General features: G+C 62.8%; 21 protein-coding genes and 3 pseudogenes. 14 read left to right on the top strand and 10 right to left on the bottom strand.

Annotated features, from left to right (window positions below; all coding sequences use genetic code 11):
* Positions 1 to 49 precede the first annotated feature (49 nt).
* The 7 genes and pseudogenes from HQ394_RS15770 to HQ394_RS15800 all read left to right on the top strand — a co-directional run bounded on the left by HQ394_RS15770 (position 50) and on the right by HQ394_RS15800 (position 6,498).
* Positions 50 to 373 carry a heavy metal-binding domain-containing protein gene (locus tag HQ394_RS15770; protein ID WP_190261019.1) on the top strand — a complete coding sequence of 108 codons (324 nt, stop codon included), beginning with the start codon at positions 50 to 52 and terminating at the stop codon, positions 371 to 373.
* Between the two features lie 136 nt (positions 374 to 509).
* Positions 510 to 1,661: a Re/Si-specific NAD(P)(+) transhydrogenase subunit alpha gene (locus tag HQ394_RS15775; RefSeq protein ID WP_190261020.1), complete on the top strand. Its 1,152-nt coding sequence runs from the start codon at positions 510 to 512 to the stop codon at positions 1,659 to 1,661.
* A gap of 2 nt (positions 1,662 to 1,663) precedes the next feature.
* Positions 1,664 to 2,085 (top strand): annotated as a pseudogene (locus HQ394_RS15780) (proton-translocating transhydrogenase family protein).
* Between the two features lie 11 nt (positions 2,086 to 2,096).
* Complete coding sequence (locus tag HQ394_RS15785) at positions 2,097 to 3,491, top strand: NAD(P)(+) transhydrogenase (Re/Si-specific) subunit beta (RefSeq protein WP_190261022.1); 1,395 nt, start codon at positions 2,097 to 2,099, stop codon at positions 3,489 to 3,491.
* A gap of 149 nt (positions 3,492 to 3,640) precedes the next feature.
* The gene (locus tag HQ394_RS15790; protein ID WP_190261023.1) at positions 3,641 to 4,927 is read left to right on the top strand and encodes a S1 family peptidase; all 1,287 of its coding nucleotides are present in this window, start codon (positions 3,641 to 3,643) and stop codon (positions 4,925 to 4,927) included.
* A gap of 146 nt (positions 4,928 to 5,073) precedes the next feature.
* Positions 5,074 to 5,406: a hypothetical protein gene (locus tag HQ394_RS15795; RefSeq protein WP_190261024.1), complete on the top strand. Its 333-nt coding sequence runs from the start codon at positions 5,074 to 5,076 to the stop codon at positions 5,404 to 5,406.
* A 453-nt stretch (positions 5,407 to 5,859) separates the two neighbouring features.
* Entirely contained in the window at positions 5,860 to 6,498 is a 639-nt protein-coding gene (locus HQ394_RS15800) for a tetratricopeptide repeat-containing protein (protein ID WP_190261025.1), read from the top strand.
* 595 nt (positions 6,499 to 7,093) lie between these two features.
* Here HQ394_RS15800 and istB read toward each other — a convergent pair.
* The 5 genes and pseudogenes from istB to HQ394_RS15820 form a co-directional block, all read right to left on the bottom strand.
* Entirely contained in the window at positions 7,094 to 7,972 is an 879-nt protein-coding gene (gene istB, locus HQ394_RS15805) for an IS21-like element helper ATPase IstB (protein ID WP_317628934.1), read from the bottom strand.
* Positions 7,969 to 9,467: pseudogene (gene istA / locus HQ394_RS15810) on the bottom strand (IS21 family transposase). The gene istB and the pseudogene istA overlap by 4 nt, the downstream one beginning before the upstream one ends.
* Positions 9,468 to 9,682: 215 nt before the next feature.
* Complete coding sequence (locus HQ394_RS20190) at positions 9,683 to 10,774, bottom strand: transposase (protein ID WP_223292120.1); 1,092 nt, start codon at positions 10,772 to 10,774, stop codon at positions 9,683 to 9,685.
* 102 nt (positions 10,775 to 10,876) lie between these two features.
* Positions 10,877 to 11,521, bottom strand: a pseudogene (locus HQ394_RS20195) (IS256 family transposase); the annotation flags it as partial.
* Positions 11,522 to 11,668: 147 nt separating this feature from the next.
* A complete protein-coding gene (locus HQ394_RS15820) occupies positions 11,669 to 11,953 on the bottom strand; it encodes a hypothetical protein (protein WP_190261027.1) in 285 nt (94 codons plus the stop codon).
* Between the two features lie 965 nt (positions 11,954 to 12,918).
* Here HQ394_RS15820 and HQ394_RS15830 point away from each other — a divergent pair.
* Both HQ394_RS15830 and HQ394_RS15835 read left to right on the top strand, forming a co-directional pair.
* Positions 12,919 to 14,964: a carbon starvation CstA family protein gene (locus HQ394_RS15830; RefSeq protein WP_190261029.1), complete on the top strand. Its 2,046-nt coding sequence runs from the start codon at positions 12,919 to 12,921 to the stop codon at positions 14,962 to 14,964.
* Entirely contained in the window at positions 14,957 to 15,208 is a 252-nt protein-coding gene (locus HQ394_RS15835) for a YbdD/YjiX family protein (RefSeq protein ID WP_190261030.1), read from the top strand. Before HQ394_RS15830 ends, HQ394_RS15835 begins: the two co-directional genes overlap by 8 nt.
* 210 nt (positions 15,209 to 15,418) lie before the next feature.
* Here HQ394_RS15835 and rpsU read toward each other — a convergent pair whose 3' ends face one another.
* Positions 15,419 to 15,622 carry a 30S ribosomal protein S21 gene (gene rpsU, locus HQ394_RS15840; RefSeq protein WP_190261031.1) on the bottom strand — a complete coding sequence of 68 codons (204 nt, stop codon included), beginning with the start codon at positions 15,620 to 15,622 and terminating at the stop codon, positions 15,419 to 15,421.
* A gap of 143 nt (positions 15,623 to 15,765) precedes the next feature.
* On the opposite strand from rpsU, the gene HQ394_RS15845 reads away from it, so the two are divergent.
* The 3 genes from HQ394_RS15845 (at position 15,766) to HQ394_RS15855 (ending at position 18,017) form a co-directional block, all read left to right on the top strand.
* Complete coding sequence (locus HQ394_RS15845) at positions 15,766 to 16,335, top strand: peptide deformylase (protein ID WP_190261032.1); 570 nt, start codon at positions 15,766 to 15,768, stop codon at positions 16,333 to 16,335.
* A 34-nt stretch (positions 16,336 to 16,369) separates the two neighbouring features.
* Positions 16,370 to 17,002: a COQ9 family protein gene (locus tag HQ394_RS15850; RefSeq protein ID WP_190261033.1), complete on the top strand. Its 633-nt coding sequence runs from the start codon at positions 16,370 to 16,372 to the stop codon at positions 17,000 to 17,002.
* Positions 17,003 to 17,249: 247 nt separating this feature from the next.
* The gene (locus HQ394_RS15855; protein WP_456151636.1) at positions 17,250 to 18,017 is read left to right on the top strand and encodes a M23 family metallopeptidase; all 768 of its coding nucleotides are present in this window, start codon (positions 17,250 to 17,252) and stop codon (positions 18,015 to 18,017) included.
* A 23-nt stretch (positions 18,018 to 18,040) separates the two neighbouring features.
* On the opposite strand, the gene HQ394_RS15860 is transcribed toward HQ394_RS15855, so the two are convergent.
* From HQ394_RS15860 to HQ394_RS15875, 4 genes are all read right to left on the bottom strand, one after another.
* Positions 18,041 to 18,211, bottom strand: coding sequence for a hypothetical protein (locus tag HQ394_RS15860; RefSeq protein WP_190261034.1), 171 nt, complete (start codon positions 18,209 to 18,211; stop codon positions 18,041 to 18,043).
* 37 nt (positions 18,212 to 18,248) lie between these two features.
* Positions 18,249 to 18,794, bottom strand: coding sequence for a hypothetical protein (locus HQ394_RS15865; protein ID WP_190261035.1), 546 nt, complete (start codon positions 18,792 to 18,794; stop codon positions 18,249 to 18,251).
* A gap of 105 nt (positions 18,795 to 18,899) precedes the next feature.
* Entirely contained in the window at positions 18,900 to 20,114 is a 1,215-nt protein-coding gene (gene hemA / locus HQ394_RS15870; RefSeq protein WP_190261036.1) for a 5-aminolevulinate synthase, read from the bottom strand.
* A 39-nt stretch (positions 20,115 to 20,153) separates the two neighbouring features.
* Complete coding sequence (locus HQ394_RS15875; RefSeq protein ID WP_190261037.1) at positions 20,154 to 21,563, bottom strand: aspartate aminotransferase family protein; 1,410 nt, start codon at positions 21,561 to 21,563, stop codon at positions 20,154 to 20,156.
* 333 nt (positions 21,564 to 21,896) lie between these two features.
* Between HQ394_RS15875 and HQ394_RS15880 the strand changes: the two genes are divergently transcribed.
* Both HQ394_RS15880 and HQ394_RS15885 read left to right on the top strand, forming a co-directional pair.
* Positions 21,897 to 23,348 carry an efflux RND transporter periplasmic adaptor subunit gene (locus HQ394_RS15880; RefSeq protein ID WP_190261038.1) on the top strand — a complete coding sequence of 484 codons (1,452 nt, stop codon included), beginning with the start codon at positions 21,897 to 21,899 and terminating at the stop codon, positions 23,346 to 23,348.
* A gap of 1 nt (position 23,349) precedes the next feature.
* Entirely contained in the window at positions 23,350 to 25,317 is a 1,968-nt protein-coding gene (locus tag HQ394_RS15885; RefSeq protein ID WP_190261039.1) for an ABC transporter permease, read from the top strand.
* Positions 25,318 to 25,382: the final 65 nt, after the last annotated feature.

Genomic DNA, 25,382 nt, shown 5'->3' on the forward strand with positions numbered 1-25,382 from the left:
GCCATGGTCAGACGACGTCTCGTCCCCTTTGCGCAAGGAGGCTTCATTCATGATCGTGACCACCACCCAGAGCATCGAAGGCAAGCGCATTACCGGCTACCTCGGCATCGTCAGTGGCGAGGCGGTGATGGGCACCAACTTCCTCCGCGATTTCTTTGCCAGCATCACCGACGTGATCGGCGGCCGCTCCGGCTCCTATGAGAAGGAATTGCGTCGGGCTAAGACGAAGGCGATCGAGGAACTGGCTGATGAGGCGAAGGATCTCGGCGCCGATGCCGTCGTCGGTATAGACCTCGACTACGAGTACATGGGCTCGGGCGAGCGCTCGATGCTGATGGTTACCGCCAACGGCACTGCGGTCAAACTTGGCTGAGCGCGACACGCCACATGACGCATCGCGAACGCGTCGCACTCCCGGCGAGCGACAGCGGGCGCTTGTGCATTGATGTGGGACCGGGCATAAACCCCCGGTCGCAGCCACTAACGAGGCAAACGCGGGGGAGTCCGAGATGAAAATAGCTATACCAAGGGAGCGGATGCCCGGAGAGAGCCGGGTCGCCGCGTCGCCTGAAATCGTCAAGAAGTACCTACAGCTAGGCTTCGAAGTCGTCGTCGAAACCGGCGCTGGTGAGGATGCTGCCTTCACCGATGCCGAGTATGAGGCGGCAGGAGCCACCATAGGTAAAGACGAAACGTCGACGCTTTCAGGCGCTGACGTGGTTGTTAAAGTGCAGCGCCCGGTTATTGATGGCAACCTCAACGAGCTTGCCATGCTGAAGCCGGGTACCGTCCTTATCGCTCAGATGGCGGCGCTTACCCACGTCGACGAAGTCAAGGCTTACGCCGACGCCGGTATTACCGCCTTCGCCCTCGAATTGATGCCGCGGATTTCCCGCGCTCAATCGATGGATATTTTGTCGAGCCAAAACAATCTGGCCGGCTACAAGGCGGTCATTGACGGGGCAGCCGAATACGGCAGCGCCTTCCCGATGATGATGACGGCAGGTGGCACCGTGCCTCCGGCCAAGGTCTTCATCATGGGCGTCGGTGTCGCCGGTCTGCAGGCGATCGCCACCGCCAAGCGGCTTGGCGCCGTAGTTACCGCCAACGACGTCCGTCCGGCCACCAAGGAGCAGGTGGAAAGCCTGGGCGGCAAGTTCATCATGGTCGATGAAGCGGCGATGAAGGATGCCGAGACCTCCGGCGGCTACGCCAAGGAGATGTCCGAGGACTACAAGCGCCGGGCGGCAGAGGTGGTCGCCGATCACGTCAAGAAGCAGGATGTGGTCATTACCACCGCGATGATCCCCGGCAAGCCGGCGCCGAAACTGATCAGTGAAGCGATGGTGCAGAGCATGAAAGCAGGCTCGGTCATCGTCGATCTGGCAGCGGAAACCGGGGGTAACTGCGAGCTGACCGAACCGGGCAAGGTGGTTGTCCGCCACGGCGTCAAGATCGTGGGGCACCTCAACGTCCCTGGCCGTTTGCCAAAGGACGCAAGCCAGTTGTTCGCTCGTAACATCCTCAATTTCCTCACGCCCCATGTGGACAAGGAAACCAAGGCACTCACGTTCAAGTGGGAGGACGAGACCATCATCGGGACGCTGCTGACCCGTGACGGCAAGGTGGTCAATCCGTTGCTCTCAGGGGAGGCCAAGTAACCATGGATTCTGCAACCATTGTCGAGCAAGCGGCCAAGCTCGCCAACCAGGCTGCCCAGCTTGCGGAGCAAGCGGGGCAGCTGGCATCTGGCGTAGCGCAACTGACCGTGCCCGAGGCGGCGGCGGCGGGTGGCCACGGCGGCNTTCCTTGCTCTGTTTACCGTCTTCGTGCTGGCGATCTTCGTCGGCTTTTACGTGGTTTGGAGCGTTACCCCGGCCCTGCACTCGCCGTTGATGGCGGTCACCAACGCGATTTCCTCGGTGATCATCGTCGGCGGACTGCTCGCTGCCGGTCCGGCGCATTTCGATTTCTCGAAGGTGATGGGCTTTCTCGCGGTGATTCTGGCCTCCGTGAATATCTTCGGTGGTTTCATTGTCACCAATCGCATGCTNCGCCATGTTCAAGAAAAAAGTTAAGAAATAGGGGGCGGGACCATGGCTGAAAATTGGACAGGTTTCGCCTATCTCATTGCTGCCGTCTTGTTTATTCTGGCTCTCAGAGGCCTGAGTAACCCGGAGACGTCGCGGCGGGGCAACTACTTTGGCATCGCCGGTATGGTGATTGCCATTGTCACCACCATCGCCGCTCCGGGCGTGGTCAGTTACTGGATGATCCTCCTCGGCCTCCTCATCGGTGGTTCCGCGGGCTCGGTCATTGCGCTGCGCATCCAGATGACGGCTCTGCCGCAGTTGGTCGCTGCCTTCCACTCCCTTGTCGGTCTCGCGGCGGTGTTCGTCGCTACCGCGGCGCTCTATAATCCCGAAGCCTACGGGATCGGCACCGCCGGCCACATTCACAGCGGTAGTCTCGTCGAGATGTCGCTCGGCGTCGCCGTCGGTGCGATCACCTTCTCCGGCTCGGTCATTGCCTTCCTCAAGCTGCAGGGATGGATGACCGGCAATCCGATCACCTTCCCGATGCAGCACCCGCTGAACGCGGTGGTCGGCGTGGTGATCGTGCTCTGCATCATCTGGTTCTGCACGACCGAAGCCTATGCTGCCTATTGGGCGCTGGTATTGCTGGCGTTTGCCATCGGCTTCCTCCTGATCATCCCCATCGGCGGTGCCGACATGCCGGTTGTCGTCTCGATGCTCAATTCGTACTCGGGCTGGGCGGCCAGCGGCATCGGCTTCACACTGTCTAATCCGGCACTGGTGATCACCGGTGCACTGGTGGGCTCTTCGGGTGCCATCCTCTCCTACATCATGTGCAAGGGGATGAACCGNGTGATCTTCAACGTTCTGCTGGGCGGTTTCGGCGGCGAGTCGGGCGGTCCGAGCACGGCGGTGAGCACCGCCGGCAAGTCGGTGAAGGCGGGCTCGGCCGAGGACGCGGCGTTCATCATGAAGAACGCGAGCAAGGTCATCGTCATCCCCGGCTACGGCATGGCGGTGGCGCAGGCACAGCACGCGCTCCGCGAGATGGCCGACAAGCTGAAGGAGCACGGCGTCGAGGTGAAGTACGCCATCCACCCGGTGGCGGGCCGCATGCCGGGGCACATGAACGTGCTGCTGGCGGAAGCCAACGTCCCCTACGACGAGGTGTTTGAACTCGAGGAGATCAACCACGAGTTCTCGACCGCCGACGTCGCCTACGTCATCGGCGCCAACGACGTCACCAACCCGTCGGCGCGCACCGACAAGTCGTCCCCGATCTACGGCATGCCGATCCTCGATGCCGACAAGGCCGGCACCTGTCTGTTCATCAAGCGCTCGATGGCGTCGGGCTACGCCGGCGTCGACAACCCGCTGTTCTTCAGCGACAAGACGATGATGCTGTTCGGCGACGCGAAGAAGATGACGGAAGAGATCGTCCAGGCGCTCGGCTGAGTTCCAGACTGAACCGACACCTCAATCAATCATGCGACCAGCGGGGCCTTCGGGCCCCGTTTTTCGTTGGGGGCAATCCAGCGACGCGAGTCCCCTTTACTTCCCCCTCTCTGCGAGCAATAATTTTTTAGCTCGCGTGGGGAGCTTCCATGACCGAAGAACGACGTCACTTCCGTATTTTCATCTCATCGCCAGGTGATGTGGCGGAGGAGCGACAGATTGCGCGCGATCTGGTAAAAAAGCGATTCCCGTACAAACCGCACTACAAGAAGTACGCCACGTTCGAGGCAGTAAGCTGGGACGACCCCGATTCCGGTACTCCGATGCTTGGTAATCTGCGTCCCCAGGAGTGTGTGAATCGCTTTGGTCCCCGTCCTTCGAAATGCGACATAGTTGTTTTGATCCTGTGGTCGCGCATGGGCACACCGCTTCCCGAGGATTGCGTCAAGGAGGATGGCACGCGCTACCTGTCGGGAACCGAGTGGGAATTCGAGGACGCTATAAACGCAAGCCCCGCGCCGCAACTACTAATCTACCGCCGGACCGAAGAACCTATGATGAAGATTGGCGATCCGGAAGCGGAGGAGAAAACGCGACAATTCAGTTTAGTCAACCAATTTTTTACTAGCTTCAAGTCGGCCGATGGCTCACTTCGTCATAGTTTCACTCCGTACAATACCGTGGAGGCCTTCACTAGACGGTTAGAGGAAGACCTTGAGCACGTGCTGTGTATATATCTAGAGCACGTTGAGGCAAGGAAGAAGGGCAACAATGAAGCGAAACTCCAGTCCTTTGAGTCGTCATCCATACTGTGGTGGAAAGCTGCGCTTGAGAGGGCTGCGTCTGTTGCTGCAATTCGGCGCCGAAATGGGCCTAGGATCGGAACTGGCTTCGCTGTCCGTGCCGGCGATGTCGGGGTCAAGCCTGAGAATGCCGTCCTCTTGTTGACAGCATTCTACCTTGTGAATACAGAATCTGCATACCGTGGGCTGACGCCCGAGCAAGCCAGTGTGAGCTTTGAAGGGACAGACACAATAACCAAGACAATAAGTGAAATCTCAGTTCGTAAAGTTTTATCCCAATCGCCAGTCTTCGACGGTGCGGGCTATTCGCTGTTGCAACTCGAGCATGTTCCTCCGGAGGTTACGCCGCTGCCTTTGGCGTTTGGCCTGCCTCCGGTCTCGGATCCTGTGAGCCTGATAGGGCACCCTGCGGGCGACGGGTTGCACATTGCGACCAACACGCTCTTGGATTATGAGGGGCCGCCCCGCGGAACCCCTCCTAACCCCGCACGGGTGCGAATTCATTATGATGTTCCGACGGCGCCTGGTTCAGGAGGAAGTCCCGTTTTCAATCAGGTCTGGGATGTAATAGGGATGCACTATGCGGCGCAAAAGTATTGCCAGCCCCTAATGAATCAGGATTACCAAAGCTGAACGGAAAGATAGGACTGCACTCGGCCGCAGAAGGCATTTGGATCCAGTCGATCATCGGAGATATTTGTAGCAAAAATATTGTTTTGCCGGAGTAAGTTTGTTCTGCGAGGGCCGCCGCGCCGGAGCCCTAAAGGGGGAACTGCGAGATGATGAAAACCTGCTTCGTCGTCATGGGATTCGATACAAAGGTCGACTTCGCGACAGGCCGTAAGCTGAACCTCAATGCGACTTACCACAACCTTATCAAGCCGGCGGTCGAAGCCGCGGGGCTGCAATGCACCCGTGCCGACGAGATAACACACTCGGGGAACATCAACGTTCCCATGTATTTGAATATCCTGACGGCAGACGTCGTCATTGCCGATGTCTCCACCGCCAACTGCAACGCTTTCTACGAACTCGGCGTTCGCCACGCGCTGCGTCCCTCGACGACCATCATCATTTCGGAGGACGGGTATATACTTTCCCGTTCGACATAAATCAAATTGCCATTCGGAAGTATAAGCATCTCGGCGAAGACATCGGCGTGAGCGAGGCGAAGAGGTTCACGGCTGAGCTAACAAGAGCGATCACAGAGCTTCTGGCCAAGACACCACCCGATGACGACAGCCCGGTCTACACCTTTCTTCCGCGCCTCAGGCGCCTGCGACTGCCGGACGATCTCAAAGGGACCCCGCCTTCCCCGCCCTCGGTCGAGGCTCTCGTCGCCGCCGCCGCCGGCACGGAAGTCCCCCCGACGAGACGCACAGCGCGCTGATGCAGAAGGTGGACGAGGCGCAACAACGAGAGGATTTCGTGCAAGCGAAGACGCTGTTGGGTGAGGTACGGGCGTTGCGGCCGAACGAGCCCTACATCATCCAGCGCCTTGCGTTGGTGACCTACAAGGCGAAGCAGGACTCGCCGGATAAGGAGATCGCCGCGCTCAGGGAGGCATGCGATCTGCTTTACGAACTGCACCCCGGAACCACCAACGATACGGAAACGCTCGGTCTCTGGGGGCGGTCCACAAGCGGCTGTGGGAGAAAGCGAGGGATGAGGTCGCCCTCGACAAGGCGATCCGCAGTTATGAACGCGGATTTTACCTCTGCAATGACTACTACAACGGGATCAATTTCGCTTTCCTGCTCAACATCCGCGCGGCGCATGCCCTCGACTTGGCACGGACGTCGGCTGACCCTTCTTCGGTTGCCTTGCGGCGTGCAGCCGCAATCGCCGACTTTGTCCAGGCTCGGCGGGTGCGTGAGGAGGTCGTCTCGATCTGTGAGCGCTGGCTCGACGCCAACCCCGCCCCCGAGGCAGAAACGGCCATCGGGGCGAAAGTACAGTACCTCAAGAGCAAGTACTGGGTCTTGGCTTCGATGGCAGAGGCGTATCTTGGCATGGGCCAGGACGCAAAAGCAGAAGAAGTCTACACGGTCGTATACTCGATCGCGCCCGAGTCCTGGATGGTTACGACCTCCAGAGAACAGCGCGCGAAGCTCGCTGCTCTGCTCGCGGACCCACCCTTGAAGTACATTACGGTGGTGGACGCTCTGCACCGATCGGTGGGCGAAGCAGCAGCGTCCGCCTGAGGAAACGCAGCGGCGTGGGGAGGGCGGTCGAGCGACCTTCACCACTTGCGCTTCAACCGGTCGCGCTCGGATGTCCTTGCTTCGAGGGCGGACTGCAGGAGGTCGCGCCGAGAGCGACGCCTGCAGCCTCGCGATCCCGAAACACGCCATGCCGTGACACTCGGGATCGCGGACGATACTGGCCTGCAGGTGGGGTTGCGGAGGCGCAACGATAGGACTGCATAACGTAAACGTCATGTAAACGCCGTCTCGTTGCTGAACATCCTGATTTATAAGCATTGTCCGGTCGCCTTGTGGGGGCGATGGGCCGTGTCGCCTCCCGCAACCAACAGGAGGAAATGACAATGGCCACATTCATCGGTAGTCTCCAGGATTTTTCGCACATTCTTGTGGGCGATGGCGTGTCTGGTCATGCGGACACTTCGAAGAACGGCGTTTGGAGGCAACGTCTGCAACGTCGACGGCTTGATGTCAACGGCGGAGCAATTCTGGGCCACTGTAGCGGAGTCAAAGCAGGCCATTTGGGCGAGAGCGGTGCAATCACGGCAAGGGGCCCGATCGGGCCCCTTGCCGTGCGTCGGCTTTGCCTCGGGGATCAGGGCTTGCTGGTTTCGCCGGTCTCGGGATCGACGGTCTCGGCGGTGGTCTGGTTTTGCTCCGCCCGATCGGCTGCGGTGGGGGGACGACGACGTCCGGCGGATTGCTTCAACCGGTAGCTGTCGCCGTTCATGGTGAGGATATGGACGTGGTGGGTCAGGCGGTCGAGCAGCGCGCCGGTGAGCCGTTCCGATCCCAGCACCGAGGTCCAGTCCTCGAACGGCAGATTGGAGGTGACGAGGGTCGAGCCGCGCTCGTAGCGCTGGGAGAACACCTCGAACAGAAGTTCCGCCCCGGTCGGCGACAGCGGCAGGTAACCGAGTTCGTCGACGATGAGCAACATCACCGACTGGAGATCGCGTTGCAGCTTCAGCAAGCGGCGCTCGTCACGCGCCTCCATCAACTGGTGCACGAGGGCGGCCGCGGTGGTGAAGGCGACGGTGAACCCCTTCTGGCAGGCGGCAAGAGCGAGGGCGAGCCCGACATGGGTCTTGCCGGTGCCACTGTTGCCGAGCGCGATGACGTTCTCCCGGCGCAGGATGAACTCGCAGCGGGCCAGCTCGAGCACCAGCATCTTGTTGAGGCTGGGAATCGCGGTGAAGTCGAAGGTGTCGAGGCTTTTGACCGCCGGGAAGCGTGCTGCCTTGATCCGCCGCTCGACCATTCGGCGTTCTCGGTCGATCAGTTCGAGTTCCACCAGGCGCAGCAGATAGCGGGGATGATCGACGCCGTCGCGTGCGCATTCGCGGGCGATCTTGTCGTATTCCCGCAGAACGGTCGGCAGCTTCAACTGCTTGAGGTGATGCGCCAGCAGAACCTGCGGTGTGCCGCTTGTCGTTCCCGCCGGCATCGCATCAGCGCCCGCCTTGCCGGTCATGCCGTTGTCCCGGGAACGAGAACGGCGTAGTCAGCCGCCGCCGTCATCCTGACGTCCATTTTCGGCAGATGTGGATAGGCCGTCAGGTCGAGCCGGGCCGGCCGCCGCTCGACGCGCGCCAGAGCAATCTGCTTGACCGCATCAAAGCCGATGACGCCGAGCCGGATCGCTTCGCTGACCGCGCTCGCCACCATCTCCATCGGGATCGCCTCCATCAGCCGCAGCACCTGGATGAACTCCCGCCTGCCGCGGTTGCCCATGCGCGCCTCGAGGAGATGGCGCAGGTGCTGGAACGCCTCCGGCAGATCCCAGTCTTTCAGCGCCGCCGCCTGGTCGAGGGCATTCGGCTTCGTCTCGATCAGCGCCAGATAGTGCAGCGGCTCGAATACGAAGGTGCCCGTGCCATAGCAGCGACGATGCCGGGCGATCGCCTCGCCGGCACAAAGGATCACCACCTCGTCGACGAAGCCCTTCACCACAACATCCCGGAAGCCGTATGCCGTCGGTACCGAGTAGTCGTTGCCGCGGTAGCGGACCAGGGCGGTCGATGAGACACGGGCCGCCCGCTTCTCGCTCGGCTCCAATGGCACCGCCGGCAAATCCCGGAAGGCTTCGAGGTCGGCGACGAGACGCTCGCCGATGGTTTCGCCGTGGCGACCGGCGCGTTCGCCTCGTCGCTGCCGGCAGCGCTCTTCCAGCATGGCATTGAGATCGTCGAAGCTTGCCGCCTGGGGGATCGGCGTCAGGAAGTTCGATCGAGCATACTTCACCAGCCCCTCGACCTTGCCCTTGTCGTTGCCCTTGCCGGGACGGCCGAAGCGATCCTGGAACAGGTAATGGCTCTGCAGTTCCGTAAAGGCCCGGGTGCGCTCCCGCCTGCCGTCGCCGCAGATCTTCGCCACGGCGAGCGTCGTGTTGTCGTAAAGCACCGACAACGGCACGCCGCCGAAGAAGGCGAATGCCGACACATGCCCGTCGAGGAAGGCTTCCGTCGTCTCCGCCGGATAGGCCTTCACGAAAGGAGTATCCGATTGCGGCAGGTCCATGCAGAAGAAGTGGATCTTCTGCCGGACGCCGCCGATCACGCCGATCGCCTCGCCAAAGTCGACCTGCGCATGACCGGACGGATGAGCCAGCGGCACGAAGGTCTCCCGCAATCTCCCCGAGCAACCCGGACGTAGTCCCTCACCACCGTCAGACCGCCGGCATAACCGTGCTCGTCGCGCAGTCGCTCGCAGATCCGCTTGGCCGAATGCCGCTGCTTCGAAGGCGCCGTCCTGTCGGCCTCGAGGATGGCGTCGATCACCGGCAGCAGCACCCCAAGCTTCGGCTTCTTCACCGGCTTCGTTCGCGTGTAGCCGGGCGGCAACGAGAACCGGCACATCTTCGAAACCGTCTCACGGCTCAGCCCGAACACCCGGGCCGCCTCACGCCGGCTGTTGCCCTCGATGAAAACGAAATGCCGAACGGCGGCGTAGACTTCCACGGCAAACATCCCCGGCCGCCCCCACAAAAAGAGACCGCCTAACCACTGGCCGGATTTTACTCCGGCGCGGCCGCACCAATCACCGCCGCTACGTGGCCTAATTTGTCACCGCCATACACAGCTTGATCGGCGGTGGCGGTTTGCCTTGATTGGTGGCGTCGAACGTGTGGTTCTGGGATAAACCCGCGGTCCGGGCCGCTGAGCAGCCTTGTCGCTCGGCCGCATCAGCCGAACGCGGCCTTCCGCTCATGCCAAACGAGGCGGCGGAAGTTGTAGGCGAGGTTGGCCATGCCGATCTTCATCGCCGCCCGCGCGCGGCCGATCGTCCGGACGAACAGGCCCATCCGCGCCTTCTGCTCGGCGAACGGGTGCTCGACCCGGGCGCGCACCGCCCNCCGCGCCCGGTTGGCCCGGCGCTGCGGGCCCGGCATCGGCCGGCCGCGCGGCTTGCGGAAATGGATCATCGAGACGCGCCCGGCCGCGATGATCGCCCGCTCGTTGCCGGCCGAGCGATAGGCGGTATCGGCCCACACCCGGCTGTCGAAGGCGTCCGCGTTGAGCAGCGCCGGCAGCCGGTGGCCGTCGTGCGCCGCCGCGTCGGTCACCAGCCAGCGACGGATGAAGCCGAACCGCCGGTCGATGTTGATGTGGTTCTTGTAGCCGAACGCCGGGATCAGCAGCGCCTCGGCGACGCGTTCGGTCGTTGCCGGCGACACCGGGTCGGCGGCCGACGGCGCCGGCCCGGGCTTGCGTTTCACCCGCCCGCGCTTGATCGTCCAGCGTGCGTCGGTGTCCTTCTGCCGCGCCGTCGCCGGCGGCCACGGCGGCTCGTCGCCATTCCTGATCTGCTGCTTCTCCTCGGCGGTCAGCCGCTGCCTCGGCGCCTCGACGATCGTCGCGTCGATGATCTGGCCGCCCAGCGCGAAATAGCCCTGCCGCTTCAGTTCGGCATCGAAGCGGGCGAACAGCGCGTCGATCGCACCCGCCGCCACCAGCGCCTCGCGGAACAGCCACACCGTCGTCCGGTCCGGCACCCGATCGCCGAGCCCGAGACCGAGAAAGCGCATGAACGACAGCCGGTCGCGCACCTGGTACTCGGCGGCTTCGTCCGACAGCCCGTACAGCGCCTGCAGTACCAGGATCTTGAACATCATCACCGCGTCCAGCGGCGGCCGTCCGCCCTTCCGCCGATCAGACCGGCGCAGCGCCGCGTCGAGGTCGGCGCGGAAAATCTCGAAGTCCACCACCACCAGCAGCCGCTCGAGCGGGTCTCCCGCCTCGCTCAGCTCCCGCAGCCGCTCCTCGGTGTCAAAAATCCGGGCTGAACCCCATCGCTCACTCCCTGATCGCCAATCCCCTGAAGGAATCACGACCAAGCAGCCAATGCGAGCGGTATTTCGAGGCGTCCATGCGCTCACTGCCGTCAGCTTCTGCTCGTGAAGCGGCTGCATGTTGAGATAGCGCCNGGTTGACCACTGGGTGCCGGCGATGTGTCTCAGGCTTGCCGCGGCCAGGTTGAAGGCGCTTTCAACGTCGGGAAAGGCCCCCACCACCCTGGTTCGTCGCCGGATCTCGCGAATGATGCGCTCGAGCGGGTTGTTGGTCCTGATCCGCCGCCAGTGCTCTTCCGGAAATCCATAATAGCTCAGCGTCTCTTCCACCGCGCCGTTGACCAGGTCGGCCGCCTTGCCGAGCTTCTGGGCGCGGAGCTTGCTGACGACCTCGCCGGCCTTGCGCCGCGCCGTCGCCAGATCCTCGCTGGCATGGATCGCCTTCAGCATGCGCGCCACCTCGCGCACCTTCGGCGCCGGCAGGTGACTGAAGACATTGCGGTAGAAATGCACGACGCAGCGTTGCCAGCGGGCGTCGGGGTAGAACTCGCCAATGCTCTCAACGAGGCCGAGACAGGCGTCGCTGGTCACCAGCTCAACCCCCGTCAGCCCGCGCGCCTTGAGATGCGCGAGGAACCCGCTCCATCCGGCCTTGTCCTCCTTGGCGCCCTCACGGATGCCGAGGATTTCGCGGAACCCCTCGTCGTTGACGCCGATCGCGATCACTTTGCTGCCACCGATAGTAAGGCGGGCAGTAACCTTGTTGGGGTCGCATCCGGATGTTTGAGTGACGAGCTTGTAAATGCAAGCCAATGACGCCGGTGTTTCGTAGAAGTAGCCCGAGTACGGTGGGGCGCCGACTTTTGGCGTGATTACCTGCTACTGCGGCATCATTTCGCCCGATGGGATGACGATCTGATAGTTGGTATGAGCAAAGCGACCAGCGTCTTCCACTTTGGCGATGCTTGACTGTGGCACGTAGGTCGAACTCTCCCCGGGCTGCAATCGTCCAGTCTTTACCGTGAAATCGGCAGCCGGTCCGGATGGCGCCGCAATCGACACTGCTGCGGTCGTGTCCACAGACGCGCCAAAAGCGGCCGTCCCGGTTAGCTGGACGGAGACACCGAGTGCCGTGAAGGCAACGAGGCCCCTGACGTATTTCATATTGTCCACCCCAAAAAGACTGCATGCATGGCAAATAGCATGCATGTAAATAATAGAGATTTAACAGTGCGCCCGGAAAGATGGCCAATCACTGACATCGTAACAATAATCATGATGTACAACGCACGCCAAAACCGTGTGTCTGCAACCCAAACACTCTCACGCTAACGCTCATATTTGCCATATGCAATATAATATTTGCTCATGTTGAATTATAACGCTAGCGCATAAAAAATATGCAGTCGGTTGCTTTGTTTCTGCCTTGCGCACTCAGCGCCTTGTCTTGCCGCGATGCGGGTAGTAACGAGGGGGCATCGGATCGCGCCTTTGCTTTGAATGCCGCAGTGGGCAGGCGATCGCTACTGGTGAGCCGGAAAAGCGTTCGCCCAGGTCGGCTTCGCCTCGACTTGGAGCGGTGAGGGCGCTGCGCTGCTCGGCCGCTGTTTGAGCCGGGGTCCGAACCTCGACCGTGATTCTGTCCCGGCGGACGGTCCTGCGCTCCGCATACAAGGTCAGCAAGGTTGATCTTTTCGCGGCATTGACAGCCCCCGGCAGTACAATCAAGATTAATAACTAATTACAAACGACTGAGTTTGGGAGGCGTCCATACCGTGTTCACAGTCCATGCACGAGGCGGGACTCTGCCGCTGCGCGATACGCCGTCACGCGCCTTCCAGTGTCGAGCAGCCGATTCTTGGTGCCAGCGAGGTGGGCGGTGACCTGTCGCGTGTCGGCTTCGCCACCGCGGCCGGCGAGCGCTGTTGTGATTGACCTGCCTTCGAGGCGAGCCTATGCCGCCGTCGGCCCGAAAGTTGGTATTCCGCCCGGGACAGGGGAGTCTCGGAAAGGCGACGTGGTGCCGTTTCCCAGTCAGATCATGATCGAAGCCCGTACACAACCAGGGGGTCTACAACCCACACGATCCGCCGGCGCCGGCGAACGCGCCACGGCGGGGAGCATGACGAATGAACCGCACCTTGTCCTATGTTGCCTGGGCTGCCGTCGCAGTCCTCGGCGCGTTCGCTCTTGGCACCGTCGCACTGCATCGCGGCGAGAGCATCAATGCCGTCTGGATTCTCGTCGCCGCCGTCTGTGTCTTTCTCATCGGCTATCGCTTCTACAGCCTGTTCATTGCCGAGAAAGTGCTGGAGCTCGATCCGAAGCGGATCACGCCGGCGATCAAGTACAACGATGGGCTCGACTACGTTCCCACCAACAAATACATCCTCTTCGGTCACCATTTCGCTGCCATCGCGGGGGCTGGCCCGCTGGTGGGTCCGGTGTTGGCGGCGCAGATGGGTTTTCTGCCGGGAACACTGTGGATTCTCGCCGGCGTGGTTTTCGCCGGCGCGGTGCAAGATTTCATCATCCTGTTCATTTCCTCCCGCCGCGATGGCCGCTCGCTGGGTGATCTGATCAAATCCGAACTGGGTCCGGTGCCNGGGGTGATCGCCCTGTTCGGGGTGCTGATGATCATGATCATCATCCTCGCCGTGCTCGCCCTCGTCGTCGTCAAGGCGCTGGCCGACAGCCCGTGGGGAACCTTCACTCTCGCCGCGACGATCCCGATCGCCATCTTCATGGGCGTCTATCTTCGCTTTATCCGTCCCGGGCGGGTGGCGGAAATGTCGATCATCGGCTTCGTCCTGTTGATGCTTGCCATCGTCTACGGCCAGGATGTGGCCGCGGATCCAGTGTGGGGGCCGGCGTTCACCTTCACTGGCCCGCATCTGGCGCTGCTGCTGATCGGTTATGGTTTCGTCGCCTCGGTGTTGCCGGTCTGGTTCCTGCTCGCGCCACGCGACTATCTGTCCACCTTCCTCAAGATCGGCTTCGTCCTCGCCCTGGCGGTCGGCATCGTCTTCGTCCAGCCGCACGTGCGGATGCCAGCGGTGACCCAGTTCATCGACGGTAGCGGCCCGGTGTTCTCCGGCGCCCTGTTCCCCTTCCTCTTTATCACCATCGCTTGTGGTGCAGTCTCCGGCTTCCATGCGCTGATCTCTTCCGGGACGACGCCGAAGATGCTGGAGAACGAAACCCACGCCCGCTTCATCGGCTACGGCGGCATGCTGACGGAGTCCTTCGTCGCCATCATGGCCCTGATCAGCGCCACTATTCTGCAGCCGGGTGAATACTTCGCGATGAATAGCCCCGGTGCGCTGATCGGCAAAACCGTGGAAAGCGCGTCGGCGGCGATCTCCAGTTGGGGCTTCGTCATCACCCCGGACGTGCTGGCGCAGACGGCGCTGAACGTGGGCGAACACACCATCCTGTCGCGGGCAGGCGGTGCGCCGACGCTGGCGGTGGGCATGGCGCAGATCATGTCGGGGCTCTTCGGGAGCACGGCAATGATGGCGTTTTGGTACCACTTCGCCATCCTGTTCGAGGCCTTGTTCATCCTGACGGCGATCGACGCCGGCACCCGGGTCGGCCGCTTCATGATCCAGGACCTGCTCGGCACCTTCTATGCGCCGCTGAAGCAGACCAAGTCGTGGGCCTCGAACCTGATCTCCACTTCCCTCTGCGTCGCCGCCTGGGGCTATTTCCTCTACCAGGGCGTCGTTGATCCGCTTGGCGGCATCAACACCCTGTGGCCACTGTTTGGCATCTCTAACCAGATGCTGGCGGCGATCGCGCTCATTCTCGCCACCGTCGTCCTCTTCAAGATGAAGCGGCAGCGTTATGCCTGGGTGACCATCGTGCCGGCAACGTGGCTGATGATCTGCACCATGACCGCCGGTTTACAGAAGCTGTTCCACCCCGATCCGAAGATCAGCTTCCTCGCCCATGCGCGAAAGTTCGGCGATGCCCTTGCCCAAGGCCAGATATTGGCTCCGGCAAAGACAATCGAGGAGATGCAACGGATCGTCATCAACGACTATGTGGACGCCACCATGTGCGCGCTGTTTGTCGGCGTTGTCGTCTGCATGGCGGTGTTCGGCGTTCGCGCTGCCTGGCGTGGTTTCGCCAACCCGTCGATTACCGCGCGGGAGGCCCCGGCCCATGCTTGATCGCGCCGATGATAGTCCGGACACCGCCGCGGTCGCGCCTGAGCCACAGATCTGGCAGCGGCTCACCTTGCTCTGGCGCGGTGCCGGGCAGACGGCACGCCTGATGATCGGTGTCCCCGATTATCAGACCTATGTGGAGCACGTCCGGCTGACGCATCCGGAAACGCCGCCGATGAGCTACGAGGCGTTTTTCCGCTCACGCATGGAAGCGCGATACGCAGGACGGGCGAGAGGCTGCTGCTGATCCGCAAGCGGGTTGGCCTGTAAACAGGGCCGGGCAGGTGGGGGAAATGCCCGGCCCCCAGTCTCGCTGGGGGCGTGCGGGCATTCATTCGCCCATGCCCAAGGTCGGCCATGAACGGGTCGGCAACAAACGACCCTCCGGCTCTCAGGGATGACAGAGAGAGCCGGTTCGACGACGATGGTGTTGGGGAAGTCGATTAAGAGTGGGAGTCTAGAAGCCTTCGCGTTCCAACCGCTTGCGTTCCAGCTTGCGGGCGCGGCGGACGGCTTCCGCCTTTTCCCGGGCGCGTCGCTCCGAGGGTTTCTCGTAGGATCGGCGAAGCTTCATTTCCCGGAAGATACCCTCGCGCTGCATTTTCTTCTTGAGCGCCTTCAGGGCTTGATCGACGTTGTTATCGCGGACAATGACTTGCACGGCGGCTCGCTCTCGCTCCTAAGGACATGAGACAAGGACAGGAAGCACCACGTCTACCATAAGCGACCGGTCGATGTGAAGCCTTGTCGGCGCTCGTCTTTCAACCGATCTCTAGGGGATGTTCACGGCGAGGCGATTTTAGCATGGCGTTGTTGCAGATTGCCCGCATGGGCCACCCGGTTCTGCGCCTGCAAGCGCAGCCGGTTGACGATCCGACGGCGCCGGAGGTGGCAGCGCTGGTTGCCAGCATGCGGGAGACGATNGCTGGCGGCTCCGGGGTCGGCCTCGCCGCGCCGCAGGTTCATGTGTCGCAACGGATCATCGCCTTCTGGGTGCCACCGGCGCGCGCCGACGATCCTTCGGCCGCAGTCGGCTCACCCCTGGGACCGCTGCCGTTTACTGTCCTGATCAATCCGGAAATCGAGCCGCTCGATGCCGCGTGCGCAGACGAGTGGGAGGCGTGCCTGTCGCTGCCGGGGCTGACCGGAAGGGTGTCGCGCTACCTGCGCATCCGTTATCGTGGCCTGGCGCTGGACGGCAGCCGCATCGACCGGGTTGCGGAAGGCTTTCACGCCCGGGTGGTCCAACACGAATGCGATCATCTGGATGGTGTGCTGTATCCGATGCGGATGGCCGACCTTGCCACCTTCGGCTTTGCCGAGGAAACACGCCGGGCGATTCAGCTGCAGGCTGAGTGGCGCGGCGGCGAATGACGCGGACGACGAGGAGAAAGAGGAGAAAGAGGGAATGAGCGTCGAACAACAACGCCGGGAGATCCTGGACGCAGTGCTGCTGCACGTGGCCTTTGAGGGCTGGACGCAAAAGGCCGTCCATGCCGGTCTGGCTGATCTTGGGCTGCCGCTGGCCGCGGCAGATTTGGCCTTCCCGGACGGCCTTGGCGAAATCGTCGGTTTCTGGTCGGCGGATCTGGACCAGCAGATGGCCGAACAACTGGCGGACATGGAGTTGGCGGCGATGCCCATCGGCGAGCGGGTTGCCACCGCGGTGCGGATCCGCCTTGAGCTGTGTGGCCGCCATCGCGAAGCGGTACGCCGGGCGATGGCCTTCCTCGCACTGCCGCCGAACGTGGCGCTTGGACTCCGCCTCTCCTACGCCACCATCAATGCGATCTGGTATGCGGCTGGCGACACATCAACCGACCTGAGTTTCTACAGCAAGCGGGCTTCGCTCGCCGCCGTTTACGCGGCTACGGTGCTGTTTTGGCTGGACGACGAGTCGGATGATTGTGCCGACACCTGGAGCTTCCTCGATCGTCGGCTTGGCAACGTCATTGACCTGATCAAGGCACGACGTCGAGCGTCCGAAGCACTGCGATCGATGCTGAATCCCTTCGGTGCGCTGCGCTCGCTGAAGCTTTGAGCCTCCGGTGACCGGGATGCGGGCGATGCTGCGGCAATCGGTGCTGATGACGGCGTTGCTGTGGCCGGCGATGGCGGCGGCAGATACGATCAGCCTTGATTTCCCCCTCGATTGTCGGGCGACCAGTTGCACGGTGCAGAAGTACTACGACGTCGACCCTGGTCCGGGGCGCATGGATTACGCCTGTGGCCGGCTGACCAATGACGGCGATACCGGGACCGACATTCGCATTCCGGACTTTCCGGCGATGCGGCAGGGGGTGCCGGTGCTAGCCGCCGCCGCTGGCACCGTGCGGGCGACGCGCGACGGCATGGAAGACGTCAGCGTGCGCACGCTCGGCCGCGAGGCGCTGGCCGGCCGTGATGCCGGCAACAGCGTCGCCATTGATCATGGCGGCGGCTGGGAGACCCAGTACAGTCATATGCGCCAGGGCTCGATCGCCGTCAGGCAAGGTGAGCACGTGGTCGCCGGGCAGCAGCTTGGGCTGATCGGCCTGTCCGGTAACACCGAATTTCCGCACCTCAACTTCGTCGTCCGCTATCAGGGCAAGACGCTCGACCCCTTCGTCGGCCTCGCGCCCTTTGCCGCCTGCGGCGATGCCCGTCAGCCGCTGTGGTCGGCGGCGGCGCTGGCGGCGCTGCCCTATCGGCCGACCGGGCCGCTGAGTGCCGGCTTCGCCACCGCTCGCCCCGATGCCGCTCAGGCGCGTGACGGCGCCTATGCGGCGACGGAGGTGTCCGCAGCGGCGCCGGCGCTGGTGTTGTGGGCGGATGTCTACGGGGTAGAGGCCGGCGACCGGCAGCGCTTTCGCATCGTCGCACCGGACGGCCAGGTCCTGCACGACAACGAAACACCAATCGCCGCCAGCAATATCCTCTGGTTCGCGTTNCAGCCCGGCCTGAAGCGACCGGCTACCGGCTGGCAGCCCGGCTCCTATCAGGGAACCTACCAGCTGTATCGCGGCGACGAGACGCTGTTGACCATGACCCGCACGGTGGAGTTCTCGTCGCGGTAAGCGAGGCGGGGGAGGGCGGTGCGTCAGGAGTGCGTCAGCCAGCGCAGCGCCAGACCGAGCAGGCCAACGCCCGAAGCCAGAATCATGAGCACCGCGCAGAAGAGGCGGATGAGCGGCTCGGAAGCGTCGCTGCGGGCGTAGAACAACCATGCGAGAGAAAAGACGGCGATCGCAAACAAGGTGACCGCGTCCATGGCCGCGGCCAGCGATGCGGTTCAGTGCTCCGCCGACTCAGGATCTGATCGGCAGCCGGTCGCGAAAGGCAGCAAGCCAAGCCTGCCGTGTTTCCAGGGCGCCGATTTCGTGATCGAGCCATAGCGTCAGGCAGCCTTCGTCCTCGGCGTGATGCTGGCGCAGGTCGATCAGCCGCAGCACCTCCTGCTCGCACGCTTCCATCAGTTGCTCGGCTTCCAGCCGCTGCGCGGCAGCGTCCAGCAGGTGGAGGAAGCGAAACTTGAGGGCGACGAGGAGACGATTGAGCTCGGTATTCGACGGCCGCAGTTTGGCGGTCAACAGTGCTTGCATCTCCGCCTGCCCGGCAGGGGTCAGTTGCAGCACGGCACTGTCACCCTCGCCTTCGACGACGGCAACCAGCCCCTCATACTTCAGGAGCTCGATCGAGTGACCCATGATTTCCGGCGTCGGTCCGACGACGCGGCTGACGAAGTGCCGGATAGCGTGGGCCAGACCCATGTAGGTGGTAGGCGATTGAGCCAGCATCCCGAGGGCGCACAGCCGTATCGCCTCCTTCGGGGTCAGTGTGTGGTCGGCGTACATGTAACGCTCCCGCTCACGTGCAGCCTTCTCCCCTCAAGGGGCACCCTGCGGGATTTAAGATGGCGTATCTTGGCCGCCGCGTAAAGGGGCTGGCCGCCCCCCCCCTCAGGCTGCCGCCTTCAAATGGAGGCGTTGCCAGACCTCGCCGAGCGCGGCGACCAGATGATCCATGTCGGCGTCGGTGTGCAGCGGCGACGGGGTGAACCGCAGCCGCTCGGTGCCGCGGTCCACCGTCGGGAAGTTGATCGGCTGGACGTAGATGCCGTGGCGTTCGATCAGCTCATCGCTGGCGCGTTTACAGAGAACCGGATCGCCGACAAGGACGGGGACAATGTGGCTGACCGAGGGCATGACCGGAATGCCAACCTCGCGCAGTCGGCGCTTTAAGGTCGCTGCCCGCTCCTGGTGCCGCTCGCGNNAGATCTCGTGATGCTGTTTCAGGTGGCGGATGCTGGCGAGAGCGCCGGCGGCGACGGCTGGTGGCAGTGAAGTGGAAAAGATGAAGCCGGCACCGTAGCTGCGGACGAAGTCACACATCGCCGCCGTGCCGGCAATATAGCCGCCGATGACGCCGAAGGCCTTCGCCAGTGTGCCTTGGATGATGGTGATCCGATGCATCTGGTTGTCGCGCTCGGCGACGCCGGCACCGTGGATGCCATACATGCCCACCGCGTGCACCTCGTCGAGAAAGGTCATCGCGTTGTAACGGTCGGCCAGATCACAGATGGTGGCGATCGGCGCGATGGTGCCGTCCATGGAGTAGACGGATTCAAAGGCGATCAGCTTCGGGCGCGCCGGATCGGCGGCGGCGAGCAGCTCTTCCAGATGGCGCACGTCGTTGTGGCGGAAGACCTTCTTCTCCGCGCCAGAGCGGCAGATGCCCTCGATCATCGAGTTGTGATTCTTGGCGTCGGACAGCACCAGACAGTTGGGAATGTGGCGACAGATGGTGCCGAGCGTTGTCAGGTTGGCGACCCAGCCAGAGCCGAACAGCAACGCGGACTCGGTGTGGTGCAGGTCAGCCAGTTCGCGTTCCAGGAGAACATGGTAATGATTGGTGCCGGAAATGTTGCGGGTGCCACCGGCGCCGGCGCCGCAGCGGTCGATGGCGTCGTGCATCGCCGCCAGTACCTCCGGGTGCTGCCCCATGCCGAGATAGTCGTTGGCGCACCAGACGGTAATTTCGCGGCAACCGTCGCAACTATGCCAGAGTGCCTTGGGAAATTTGCCCGCCTGCCGTTCGAGGTCGGCGAAGACACGATAGCGACCCTCGGCACGCAACGCATCAATACGACTGGCGAAAAAGCCCTGGTAATCCATTGCCGCACAATCCTTTCTGGTTTTTCGGCAACCCGCGCCTCACAGGATCGCCCCATGTTGGCATAGCCACGCCCAGGTGTCATCCAATGCACGACTAGCCCGGTGAATTATTTCTGTAATTTCGCCTTCACTGATCACCAGCGGCGGTGAAAAGGCGATGACGTCGCCGCTTAACGGCCGCACGATCAACCCATGCGCCTCGGCGCATTTCGCCACCCGGGCCGCGACGCCGAGGGTGGGCGGAAACGACTCGCGCGTCTGTTTATTGCGCACCAGTTCCAGGGCACCAATGAGGCCGACACCGCGCGCCTGTCCGACCAGCGGGTGATCGCCCAGCCGGCGCAGAGCATCCTGCAGTATTGGAGCGACGGCGCGGACGTGCTCGACAATGCGTGTTTCGTCGTAAATCGCCAGTGCTTCGAGGGCGACTGTGGCGGCCACCGGATGGCCGGAATAGGTGTAGCCGTGCGCGAAGACACCCACCTTGGCGCTTTCCGTCAGCATCGCCTGCCAGATGGGCTCGTTGATCAGCACCGCGGAGATGGGCAGGTAACCGGACGATAAGGCCTTGGCGCAGGTGATGATATCGGGGGTAATGCCATAGGTCTGGCAGCCCCAGTAGTGCCCGGTGCGGCCGAACCCGCAGATCACCTCGTCGGCGACGAGGAGAATGTCGTACCGCCGCAGGATGGGCTGAATTTTAGCGAAGTAGCTGACTGGTGGGACGATGACGCCACCGGCCCCCATCACCGGCTCGACGAACATGGCGGCGATCGTCTNCTCCGGTCCCTCACGCTGGATCAACTGTTCCAGGTTGGCGGCGAGCCGGCTGGCAAAGGCCTCCTCGCTTTCGCCCGCTTGGCCGAAGCGGTAGTAATGCGGGCAATCGGCGTGGAGGAATCCGGGAAGCGGCAGGTCGAAGGCACGATGATTGGCCGGCAGTCCGGTCAGGCTGGCAGCAGCGACGGTGACGCCGTGGTAGCCCAGGTGACGCGAGATGAGCTTTTTCTTCTGCGGTCGGCCCAGCGCGTTGTTGTAATACCAGATCAATTTGATCGCAGTGTCGGCCGCTTCCGAACCGGAATTGGCAAAGAACACCTTCGACATGGGCACTGGCGCCAAGCCGATCAGCCGCTCGGCCAGCTCGATGGTCGGCTTTGCCGCCTTGCCGCCGAAGCCGTGATAAANAGGCAACTGTCGCAGCGCCCGCAGCGCCGCCTGGGCCAGCCGCTCATTGCTGAACCCGAGGGCCGTGCACCACAGCCCGGCCATCGCCTCGATGTAGGAATTGCCCCTTTCGTCAAAGACGAAAACACCCTCTCCGCGAGTAATCACCAGAGGGCCCGTTTGCAGGTGCTGCTCCAGTTGAGTATAGGGGTGGATCGAATAGGCTATGTCGCGCGCCTCTAGGGACTCTATGCCAGTGATTGCTGCCTGTTGTTCGTTCATCGATCTCGCCTGCACTGCACACAATTCACGATCATGTGGTCGCTTCGGCAATGCCGGGCGATTGACTGCCCGGGTAGCCCGTCTGCCCGGGCACCATTTCCCATCCGAGGCATACAACCGGGCATGGAAATGCACAAGGTGGAATGTTTTTTTGGATGGTTTCGAGCCGCCGGTTGGCGCTACTGATGAAAAGTGCTGACCGTGGGTAACGAAACGTTAATCTTACCGCAATGCAGCATGACATGAGGGACCCTGTAAGACTACTCTCGATCGGAGCAGGCTGGCGGGTCGTGACGGGGAGTGCGCGTGGCCGTAGCAGAAGCGGGAGAAGTCATGAGAGGTGACGCGGATTTGCGCATCGACGCAGGAGAAGGGTACAGCAGCGGCAGCTCTGGCGCCGCATCGTCACGCATGTCGCTGCGTCGGCGTATCCATAGCGGGCTCGCGTTCGGTCGCCGCTCGCCGCGGCTGCTTATTGCCGGCCTCTTGTTGGCGGTGATCCTCATCGGCATCGGTCGTCACTTTATGGCCGGCAGCGGGCCAACTCTGAGCTATCGGACCGCGGACGTGAGCCGTGGGTCGATCACCAGCGTGATCAGCGCATCCGGTACGCTGAAGCCAGAGACACAGATTTCGGTGGTGGCCCAAGCGCCCGGCCAGATTGTCGAGGTCCTGGCCGACTTCAACAGCCACGTCAAGGCGGGAGATGTGCTCGCCCGCCTCCGATCAGACGTGGCGGAAGCGCGGCTGCAGATCGCCAAGGCTGACCTGGATGTCGCCCGCGGTTCCCTGGAGGTGGCGCGCGGCGGCACGCAACGGGCATTGCGCGACGTGGATAATGCCCGCGCCAATACGCTCAGCGCCAAGGCAGAGGTGGAGCGCGCCGACCTGAGTCTCGGCGACGCCAACACCGACTTCAAGCGGAAGCAGGAATTGGCTCGCACCGGTGATGCCGCCAAGGTCGAAACCGAACGGGCGAAGAGTGCCGCCAGCCAGGCCGGCGCCGGTCTGACCTCGGCCAAAGCGCGCCAGACAGCGTCTACAGCGGCAGTGGCTTCGGCGGAAGCGGCAGCGGAGGTTGCCAAGGCGCAGGAAAAGAACGCTCTCGCCACCCTCACTTCGCGCGAGGCGGCGGTCCGTCAGGCGCAACTGGATGTGGATCAGACCTACATTCGTGCGCCGATCGACGGTGTCATCATCGATCGCAGCGCCGTCGTCGGCCAGTCCGTCGCCGCGGGCGCCGGTGCGCCGCCGATGTTCACCATCGCCAACAGCCTGGGCGAGATGGAGGTGCACGCAAGCATCGACGAGGCCGACATCGGCCGGGTCGGCGTCGGCCAGGAGGCGCGGCTTGGCTTCGATGCATTCCCGGGGCGGTCCTTCCAAGGCAAGGTGGCCGAAATCCGCAAGACGCCCCAGGTGCTACAGGGCGTCGTCAGCTACGACGTGGTGCTGTCCGTCGGCAACGACGACGAGGTTCTGCTGCCGGGCATGACCGCGGATGTCCGCATCATTGCCGGCGAGCGCAATGATGTGCTGCGGGTGCCAAATGCGGCGCTGCGTTTCCGGCCGCCGGCTGGCAGTGGCGTTCAAGCGACGGATGTCCCAACCGTCTGGCGGCTGCATGGCGGCCACCTGCAACCTGTAACCGTGCAGACCGGCCTGTCGGACGGGGTCGAGACCGAGATCGTTTCCGGCGACATCAGCGCCGGCGGCAAAGTGGTCGTTGCCAGTGTTCACTCTTCCGGCGGCCAGTCTGCCAACGTTGGCCCGCTGAGGTTCTGAGATGGCGGACCTGCTCATCGAAACCAGCGGGCTCGGCAAGAGCTATCGCATCGGCCCCTACGACGTTCGGGCGCTGATCGACCTTAACCTCTGCATCGAGCGCGGCGAATTCCTCGCCGTCATGGGCCGATCCGGTTCCGGTAAGTCGACGCTGATGAACCAGTTCGGCTGCCTCGATAAGCCGACCGCGGGGCGCTATTGCTTCGACGGCGTCGATGTGTCGGACCTTACCCCAGACGAACTGGCGGTGATGCGCAATCGCAAGATCGGCTTTTGTTTCCAGTCGTTTAACCTGCTGCCGCGGGCAACGGCGGTGGAAAACGTCGAGCTGCCGCTGGTGTACGGCGGTGTCGAACGGGCGGAACGCCGTGCCCGGGCGGAGACGGCCATCGCCGATGTGGGCCTCGCTGACCGCGGCCATCATCTGCCAACCCAACTTTCCGGCGGACAGCAACAGCGCGTCGCCATCGCCCGCGCGCTGGTCAATCGGCCGGTGCTGATCCTCGCCGACGAGCCGACCGGCACCCTCGACGAGCGCACCGGCCTCGAAATCATGGCGCTGTTCCAGCGTCTCAATCGCAGCGGTATTTCGATCATCGTCGTCACCCACGACCCGGACGTGGCGCGGTTCGCGCACCGGGTCATTCTGTTGCGCGACGGGCGGCTGGTGGATGACCGGGTGGAACCGTCGCCCTCGGATGCGGCATCGATGGTGGCAATGCTCAGGGAACANGGTGCCAGCGTGACCTATAGCGACGCCTTGCGCAGTGCGCTCGAGGCTCTGCGCGCCAACGTGATGCGGAGCGCCCTGACGATGCTGGGCATCGTCATCGGTGTTGCGGCGGTCATTCTCGTCGTTGCCATTGGCTCCGGGGCGCGGGAAGTCGTGGTGCAGCAAATCCGCAGCCTTGGCTCAAACCTTCTCGTCATCGACTCGCTCGGCGGAGCGACGAGCGGCAATCACGGTTCGGGGCCGAAATTTCTCCGTGAAGGGGACGCCGTTGCCGTCGCCCGTGAGGTCCCGGCGGTTGCCGCCTCGGTATCGGTCATCCGCGGCAACGTGCAGGTGGTACGCAGCGATGCCAATCAGCTGACGACGCTCTGGGGCGTTACGCCTGATTTCCTCGTCGCCCGTGACTGGGAGATGGCAGAAGGCCGCAACTTCACCGCCGAAGAGAACTCAGCCGGCAGCAAGGTGGTCCTGCTGGGTGATAGTGTCGCCCATGCCCTGTTCGGCGACGCCGATCCGGTGGGCGAGGTGGTGCGTATCCAGCGCCTTCCCTTCACCGTCATCGGGCTTCTCGAACCGAAAGGGCAGACGTCGTCAGGCAAAGATCAGGACGACCTCATCATCGCGCCACTGAAAACGGTGCGGACGCGGGTTCTCGGCGTCAATGCAGCTGTCCCGGACCGGATCGATTCGATCCTGATCAAAGCCGATGATGGCGCGGACATGACAGCCGTCGAACAGGATGTTCGCGGGCTGCTGCGCGAAAAGCATCGGTTGGCAGCCGAGCAGGATGATGACTTCACGGTCAAGAACCTNAGCGAAGTACTGCAGATCAAGGAAGCATCGGCCAAGGCGTTGGCGTCGTTGGTCGCCGCTGTTGCTTCGGTTTCGCTCCTCGTCGGCGGCATCGGGATCATGAACATCATGCTGGTCTCGGTCATCGAGCGGACGCGGGAGATTGGGATCCGTATGGCGGTGGGCGCCCGCCGCCGCGATATTCTGGCGCAATTCCTCGTCGAGGCAGTGACATTATCGTTCATTGGCGGCTGTATCGGCCTGATCCTGGGAATTGTCGGTGCCGGCGTCACCGCCTGGATTGCCAAGTGGCCGTGGATCATCAGCCCCCTCGCCATCCTTCTGGCGGTAGGCTTCAGCGTCTCTGTCGGCGTCCTCTTCGGCTTCTATCCGGCGCGCCGCGCCGCGTGGCTCGATCCCATTGAGGCTCTGCGCCACGAATGAGCGAAAAACTCCGCGATAAGGGAGCGTAATCTTGAAACGGTGCAGACCAGCTGTTTGGGCGTCGC

This window comes from Defluviicoccus vanus (assembly GCF_014672695.1).
GTDB classification, from domain to species: Bacteria; Pseudomonadota; Alphaproteobacteria; order Rhodospirillales; family Defluviicoccaceae; genus Defluviicoccus; species Defluviicoccus vanus.

Bases quoted from the DNA above. Each gene is read 5' to 3' on its own strand.
- HQ394_RS15770 (WP_190261019.1), top strand. From the start codon at position 50: ATGATCGTGACCACCACCCAGAGCATCGAAGGCAAGCGCATTACCGGC.
- HQ394_RS15775 (WP_190261020.1), top strand. From the start codon at position 510: ATGAAAATAGCTATACCAAGGGAGCGGATGCCCGGAGAGAGCCGGGTC.
- HQ394_RS15790 (WP_190261023.1), top strand. From the start codon at position 3,641: ATGACCGAAGAACGACGTCACTTCCGTATTTTCATCTCATCGCCAGGT.
- HQ394_RS15795 (WP_190261024.1), top strand. From the start codon at position 5,074: ATGATGAAAACCTGCTTCGTCGTCATGGGATTCGATACAAAGGTCGAC.
- HQ394_RS15800 (WP_190261025.1), top strand. From the start codon at position 5,860: ATGCGATCTGCTTTACGAACTGCACCCCGGAACCACCAACGATACGGA.
- istB (WP_317628934.1), bottom strand. From the start codon at position 7,972: ATGACCGGCAAGGCGGGCGCTGATGCGATGCCGGCGGGAACGACAAGC.
- HQ394_RS15820 (WP_190261027.1), bottom strand. From the start codon at position 11,953: ATGAAATACGTCAGGGGCCTCGTTGCCTTCACGGCACTCGGTGTCTCC.
- HQ394_RS15835 (WP_190261030.1), top strand. From the start codon at position 14,957: ATGCTTGATCGCGCCGATGATAGTCCGGACACCGCCGCGGTCGCGCCT.
- HQ394_RS15850 (WP_190261033.1), top strand. From the start codon at position 16,370: ATGAGCGTCGAACAACAACGCCGGGAGATCCTGGACGCAGTGCTGCTG.
- HQ394_RS15860 (WP_190261034.1), bottom strand. From the start codon at position 18,211: ATGGACGCGGTCACCTTGTTTGCGATCGCCGTCTTTTCTCTCGCATGG.
- HQ394_RS15865 (WP_190261035.1), bottom strand. From the start codon at position 18,794: ATGTACGCCGACCACACACTGACCCCGAAGGAGGCGATACGGCTGTGC.
- HQ394_RS15880 (WP_190261038.1), top strand. From the start codon at position 21,897: ATGAGAGGTGACGCGGATTTGCGCATCGACGCAGGAGAAGGGTACAGC.